The following is a 6471-nucleotide window of genomic DNA, read 5'->3' as shown; positions in this document are numbered from 1 at the left end:
GATGTTCTAGGACACCTACACCTCGACCGCGACAAGCGATACCAAGGACAACTCCACGCCCCCGCCGCCTAGAATCGACTCTCACATCTATGTAGACATCGTGTCTCACATCTATGTAGACAGCACATGCACCAGGGTCGAACTATCCGCGCACGGGTGCCGCAGGCGCCCACGGACGCGGACGGAAACGCAGGCTGTCGCCAGGCCTGAGCTGTCCGAGGACGGGCAGGTCCTCGGACGCGACGACACCGATCACGGGATAGCCTCCGGTCACCGGATGGTCGGCGAGAAACAGCACCGGCTTGCCGTCGGGAGGGACCTGCAGCGCACCGGGAACCATGCCCTCGCTGGGCAATTCGCCTGCAATCGCTCTTTCCAGAGGTCGATCGCCGTCGAGCCGTATGCCGACGCGATTCGAGTCCGACGTGACGGACCAGTGTTGCTGATAGAGCAGGTTCACCGCGAGGTCGGTGAACCAGTCGGCGCGCGGGCCGAGGATGACCGAGACGACTGCCTTCGCACGTTCGGGAGGCGGGGCGAAATCGATTGCAGGCCAATCCGACACGTCGCATCCGACTGCGACGACGTCGCCCGATCGAAGAGGCGACGGCCCGAGCCCCGACATCGTGTCGGTCGACCTCGATCCCAACACGGGCTCCACATCGAACCCGCCACGTACTGCGATGTACGTTCGTAGCCCGAACGTCGCTGTGCCGACGGCCAATTCGTCGCCATCGGCGAGATCGAGCGTGGTGTAGAGAGCGTCAGGTGTGCCGTTCACGGTGATGGGGCCCTCGGCGCCCGTGACGGCGATCGACGCGTGACCGTGTACATGCGCACGGAATCCGCCCATGGTCACTTCGAGGGTCGTGGCATCGACGGCGTTGCCCACCAGACGATTTGCTGCATCGTGCGCACGAATGTCGGCTGCCCCCGACCGTCCGACGCCGATCGACGAGTATCCGACCCGACCTCGATCCTGGATCGTGCACAACGGTCCGGGTTCGAGAATCTCGATCGACGTCATCGCGCCTCGAACCGGACGGTCACCCCGGGGCGCAGAAGGGCCGGTGGTTCGCGCTGTGGGTCCCACAGAACCGCGTCGGTTCTGCCGATCAGTTGCCAACCGCCAGGGGAGCTGCGCGGATAGATTCCGGAGAATTCACCGGCCAGGCCGACGGACCCGGCGGGAACCGTCGTACGCGGGGTCGTTCTTCGGGGCACGTGCAGGCGGTCGGTCGTGCCGACGAGATATCCGAATCCAGGTGCGAAACCGCCGAACGCGACGGTCCAAGTCTGCTCGGTATGAGCCGAAATCACTTCTTGCTCAGACATTCCCGTGGCGTCGGCGACGTCGCCCAGATCCTCGCCGTCGTAGGTGACGGGAACGACTACCGGTTCGGCATCGGACATGGCGTCGACGTCGGCGGGCTCGGTGCTGCGAACCCATGAGACGACGCGATCTCGGTTTCCTGTGTGTCGCACCAGAATCGTTCGCGCCGCCGGGACCAGGTCTTCGACGTCGTCGATCGCGCTCGCGACCAGGGCCCGATGCCGCGCCATCGTCTCGGCGAGGTTCTCGAACTCGACGAGAAGGGCCCTGTCCCCGCAATCGTGCACGATCATCAGACGAAGGCGGAGATGTCGATGTCGTTGTCGGACAGGATCTTCTGGATGGCAACGGCCATCTCGACGGCGCCGGGTGAATCACCGTGCACACAGATCGATTCGGCGTCGACGGCCACGGTCGATCCGTCGATCGCCTCGACGACGCCTTCTTGCACCATCCGCAGTACGCGTCGTGCCACTTCTGCCGGATCCGTGAGCACGGCGCCGTCGTTCCGGCGAGACACGAGGTCGCCCGACGGCGTGTAGGCGCGGTCGGCGAATGCCTCGGTCACCGTGCGCAATCCGACGGCACGGGCCTCGTCGAGGAAGACGGAACCCGGTAGGCCGAGGACGGGCAGCGTCGGGTCGTAGGACCTCACGGCGTCGACGACGGCCCGCGCCTGCTCGCGGTGCGTCACGATTGCGTTGTACAGCGCGCCGTGCGGCTTGACGTAGGCGATCGCCGAACCCGACGCCTGCGCGAGGCCGTCGAGAGCGCCCATCTGATAGAGAACGTCCGCGGTGAGATCCGACGGGTCCATGTCGATGAAGCGGCGGCCGAATCCGGCCAGATCTCGATAGCCGACCTGAGCCCCGATGCGCACGGCGTTCTCGGTGGCCGCGCGGCATGTGTCGAGAATCGTGCGGGGATCGCCCGCGTGGAAGCCACAGGCGACGTTGGCGCTGGTGACGACGGACAGCACGGCTTCGTCGTCGCCGAGTTTCCAGGTGCCGAAGCTCTCGCCGAGGTCCGAGTTCAAGTCGATGGAAGGCATCGTGGACAAGTCTAGGTCGGAAGCACTACCAGCGAGGGCGGCCTTCGGTCACTCTGAGTGACCGAACGTGACATTCGGTCACGACAGGGGAGATCAGGCCGACAGAACCCGCCCCGAATTCGCCTTGCGACGCGACCCGATGGCCCGGCAGACCAGGTAGATCACGAACGAGATGGTGGTGACGAAGGTCGAGACCGGGACCCCGGGGGCGAGGGACAGCAGAATGCCGCCGACAGCTGCGGTCTCCGCGAACGCGATCGACAGCAGCGTCGCCTTGAGCGGGCTGGCGGTGACGCGGGCGGCGGCTGCGGCAGGCGTGATCAGCAGTGACAGCACGAGCAGCGCTCCGACGATCTGCACACCGAGAGCGCAGGCGACGCCGACCAGCACGGCGAAGACGACAGCCAAGCCGCGAACCGGGACGCCACGAGCGAGAGCGACCTCCGGATCGGTGCTGGCGAAGAGCAACGGTCGGTAGACGATGGCCAAGACGACGAGGACGACGGCAGCGCAGATCAGCAGCAGCTGCAGACCGCTCTGCCCGACGCCGACGATCTGGCCGATCAGCAGCGAGAAGCTCGTCCCGGTTCGACCCGGATACAGCCAGATGAACAACACCGACAGGCCGAGTCCGAAGGACATGATGACGCCGATGACCGAGTCGCGATCGCGGGCCTTGGAGCCCAGTAGCGCGAACATGATGGCCGCGACGACCGAACCGACGATCGCACCGAGGCCGACGGTGATGCCGACGAGCAGCGCCGCGGAGGCACCCGTCAGCGACAACTCCGACGACCCGTGCACGGCGAACGCCCACTGCCTGCTGACGATCAGCGGCCCGAGCGCACCCGCGAGCAGACCGAGGATGGCGGCAGCGATCAGCGCGCTCTGGACGAAGTCGTAGCTCAGCAGGTTCGCGGTGGTGCTGAAGTCGAAGATCTTGGAGAAGGCGTCGGTCACCTTGTCGTTCATGCCGGGTTCGTTCCTGGTGTCTCTGGCGTGGGCGGGTGGTGGGCGCCTGCGGTTCCGAGCGCATCGATGGAATCTCCGGTACCGACGACGACGAGTCGCCCGCGCACGTGCAGTACCTCGACCTCGGTGCCGTACAACTCCGACAGCACCTCGGTGGTCATGACCTCCGTGGGTGTCCCGATGCGGAATCTGCCGTCGACGATGTACACGATCCGATCCACGAGCGGCAAAATCGGATTGATCTCGTGGGTGACGAACAGGACCGCGGTGTCGTGCTCCCGGCGTCGGCGATCGATCAGTCCGGACACGAGTTGTTGGTTCGCGAGGTCGAGGCTGAGCAGGGGCTCGTCGCACAGCAGAACGGACGGATCGCCGACGAGCGCCTGCGCGATCCGCAGTCGTTGCTGCTCGCCGCCGGACATCGTGCCGACGGGTGCACCGGCGAACGCGCCTGCATCGACCTGGTCGATCGCGTTCTGCACGATGCGTTTGCGCTCGCGCATGCCGCGGAGTCCGACGCCCCACTGGTGGCCGTCCCAGCCGAGCCCGACGAGGTCTCTTCCGCGCAGGGGGAGACCGTCGTCGATGCTGCGTTGCTGAGGGACGTATCCGACGCCGGATTGCCCGCGACGCACGGGCTCGCCCGCGATCGTGGCCGTACCGTGCGTCAGGTGGTTCTGGCCGAGCAGGACCTTGAGAAGCGAGGTCTTGCCCGACCCGTTGGGGCCGAGGATCGCCACGAACTCACCGCTTTCGACGGTGAGGTCGAGGTTCTGCCACAGCGTGCGTTCGCCGAACGCCAGACCGGCGTCACGCAGTTCTACAGCAGACATGTTCTACAGCTTTCCAGTAACCGGCCGAGCCGGCCGAGTCAGGATGCGCTCAGCGCAGCCTGGAGATCCTGCGCGGCCTTGGTCTGCCACTCGATGTACGTCATGCCCTCGGGGAGCGTTTCGGTGACCTCGACGACGGGGACGCCCGCTGCCTCGGCCGTCCTGCGAATGTCCTCGGTGACCGAGTCGACGGTCTGCACGTTGTAGACGAGCGCCCGGACGGAGTTCGACGCGAACAGATCACGCGTCTCGGCGATCGACGCGGGTGACGGGTCGTTGCCTTCTTCGATGGCGTTCTTGAAGTCGTCCGGGGTGACGTCGTCGAGCCCGGACGTCTCGATCAGGTAGTGCGCGATCGGCTCGGTCTGCGCGACGGGTGCGTCCGGATGGTCCGCGGCGATCTTCGACGTGACGTCGGTGATGCCGTGAACCTGGTCGTGGAACGTCTCGGCGTTGGCGGTGTACTGCGCGGCGTTGTCCGGGTCGAGCTGGCCGAGCTTCTCCGCGATGGATTCCGCGGTCGCAGCGGCGACTTCCGCGTCGTACCAGACGTGCTCGTTGTTCTCGCCGTGGTCGTGGCCGTGATCGTCGGCGGGCGCCTGCGTGGATTCCTCGTGCGCATGATCGCTGTCCAACAGGTCGTACGCGTTCACCGACGGGACGTTCTTGCCTTCGCTGCCGAGGATGTCCTCGATGAACTCGTCGTATCCGCCGCCGTTGTAGACGACGAGCGATGCTTCGGCGACCTTCGCGGCGTCGCCTGCGCTCGCTTCGTACGAGTGCGGGTCGGCGGACGGGTCGGCGATGATCGAGTCGACGGTCGCCAGATCGCCTGCGACGGACTGCGCGACGCTGCCCCACACGTTGGTGGACGCGACGATCGTGATCGGTCCGTCGACCGGCGATGCGGGCGCCGAACCCGAGCTCTCGGCGTCGTCGGAGCTGCAGGCGCCGAGCGTGAGAGCCGCGGCGCAGGTCAGACCGAGCACGGCATAGGTGTTACGGAATTTCGGTCGCACGGGGTGCTCCTCGAGGCTACTTATAAACGCAATTGGAAACCGTTTCCGTTGTACTCTAGCGACCGACGGTCCGAGGATCGAATCGGTCAATTTTCACAACCACCGCCTTTGCGGCTAACGTCCCCGTATGTCCAGGTCGAGGGAGCCGCGTCGCCCCGCTACGTTGGCGTCGATCGCCGCCGAGTTGAAGGTGTCCCGCACCACGGTGTCGAACGCGTACAACCGGCCCGATCAGTTGTCGCCTGAGCTGCGCGAACGCGTCCTCATGGCAGCGAAGAGACGCGGATACGCGGGACCGGATCCTGTCGCCCGCTCACTGCGCACGCGCAAGGCGGGAGCCGTCGGCCTGCTGCTCACCGAAGCGCTCAGTTACTCGTTCCGCGACCCGGCTGCGATGGCGTTCCTCGCCGGTCTCGCGGAGTCGTGCGAGGCGGCCGGCCAGGGTCTGCTGCTCATCCCTGCGGGCCCCGATCGCGACGACACCGGGGCTGCCGCCGTCGTCCAGCAGGCCGGTGTCGACAGTTTCGTCGTCTACTCCGTCGCCGACGACGACCCGTACCTCGCGGCCGTGCGCGAACGGCACCTTCCCATCGTCATCTGCGACCAGCCTCGCGGTGTCCCCGAGGCCGCCCTCGTCGCCATCGACGACCGTGCCGCGATGAAGTTGATCGCCGAACAGGTCATCGCCCTCGGGCACGAACACATCGCCGTGCTGTGCATGCGGCTCGGACGCGACCGCCGCGACGGCGTCGTACCGCCGAAGCGCCTGGAAAACAGCCACTTTCACGTGCAGCGCGAGCGCATCGCCGGGGTGCACGAGGCGATGGAGGAAGCAGGTCTCGATCCGAAGACGCTGACCGTCGTCGAACGATTCGAACACAACAAGCGCTCGGGACATTCGGCTGCGGCGCAAGCACTTCAGGCGAATCGCGACACGACGGCGCTGCTGTGCACCACGGACGTCCTCGCGCTCGGTGCGCTGAATTTCGCGAAGGTGTCGGGCATCGACGTGCCGCGACAGCTCACGGTCACCGGGTTCGACGGCGTCGAGGACGCGATTCGCGACAACGTCACCACCGTGCGGCAGGACGCCGAGGAGAAGGGTCGACGCGCGGGCACGCTACTGCTCTCGACGTCGCATTCCGGCGTCATGGCGACAGAGATCCTGCCGACCGAACTGGTCAAGGGGCGGACGGCCGCTGCGCCGCCGAGCTAGCGAGAATCCCACGCATCGATGCGCCGCGGCAACCGTCTACAGGATGC

At 66.3% G+C, this 6471-nt stretch carries 7 protein-coding genes; 1 reads left to right on the top strand and 6 read right to left on the bottom strand.

Features of this window, described 5'->3' with window-relative positions:
• Positions 1-142: 142 nt before the first annotated feature.
• The 6 genes from RhoFasB10_RS11230 to RhoFasB10_RS11205 form a co-directional block, all read right to left on the bottom strand.
• Positions 143-1027 carry a biotin-dependent carboxyltransferase family protein gene (locus RhoFasB10_RS11230; RefSeq protein ID WP_167676427.1) on the bottom strand — a complete coding sequence of 295 codons (885 nt, stop codon included), beginning with the start codon at positions 1025-1027 and terminating at the stop codon, positions 143-145.
• Positions 1024-1626, bottom strand: a complete 603-nt coding sequence (gene pxpB, locus RhoFasB10_RS11225; RefSeq protein ID WP_167676425.1) for a 5-oxoprolinase subunit PxpB — start codon at positions 1624-1626, stop codon at positions 1024-1026. Before pxpB ends, RhoFasB10_RS11230 begins: the two co-directional genes overlap by 4 nt.
• Complete coding sequence (locus RhoFasB10_RS11220; RefSeq protein ID WP_167676423.1) at positions 1626-2384, bottom strand: 5-oxoprolinase subunit PxpA; 759 nt, start codon at positions 2382-2384, stop codon at positions 1626-1628. The genes pxpB and RhoFasB10_RS11220 overlap by 1 nt, the downstream gene beginning before the upstream one ends.
• 93 nt (positions 2385-2477) lie before the next feature.
• Positions 2478-3356: a metal ABC transporter permease gene (locus tag RhoFasB10_RS11215; protein ID WP_068423126.1), complete on the bottom strand. Its 879-nt coding sequence runs from the start codon at positions 3354-3356 to the stop codon at positions 2478-2480.
• Positions 3353-4189: an ATP-binding cassette domain-containing protein gene (locus RhoFasB10_RS11210; RefSeq protein WP_068423123.1), complete on the bottom strand. Its 837-nt coding sequence runs from the start codon at positions 4187-4189 to the stop codon at positions 3353-3355. Before RhoFasB10_RS11210 ends, RhoFasB10_RS11215 begins: the two co-directional genes overlap by 4 nt.
• Positions 4190-4227: 38 nt before the next feature.
• Positions 4228-5208: a zinc ABC transporter substrate-binding protein gene (locus tag RhoFasB10_RS11205; protein WP_068423121.1), complete on the bottom strand. Its 981-nt coding sequence runs from the start codon at positions 5206-5208 to the stop codon at positions 4228-4230.
• Between the two features lie 127 nt (positions 5209-5335).
• Between RhoFasB10_RS11205 and RhoFasB10_RS11200 the strand changes: the two genes are divergently transcribed.
• Positions 5336-6424, top strand: coding sequence for a LacI family DNA-binding transcriptional regulator (locus RhoFasB10_RS11200; RefSeq protein ID WP_068423118.1), 1089 nt, complete (start codon positions 5336-5338; stop codon positions 6422-6424).
• The last annotated feature ends 47 nt before the right edge of the window (positions 6425-6471 follow it).

Source organism: Rhodococcus sp. B10, from assembly GCF_011770055.1.
Taxonomy (GTDB): Bacteria; Actinomycetota; Actinomycetes; order Mycobacteriales; family Mycobacteriaceae; genus Rhodococcoides; species Rhodococcoides kyotonensis_B.
The sequence above is the reverse complement of the archived record's forward strand: the minus strand, read 5'-3'. Positions and strand labels throughout refer to the sequence as shown.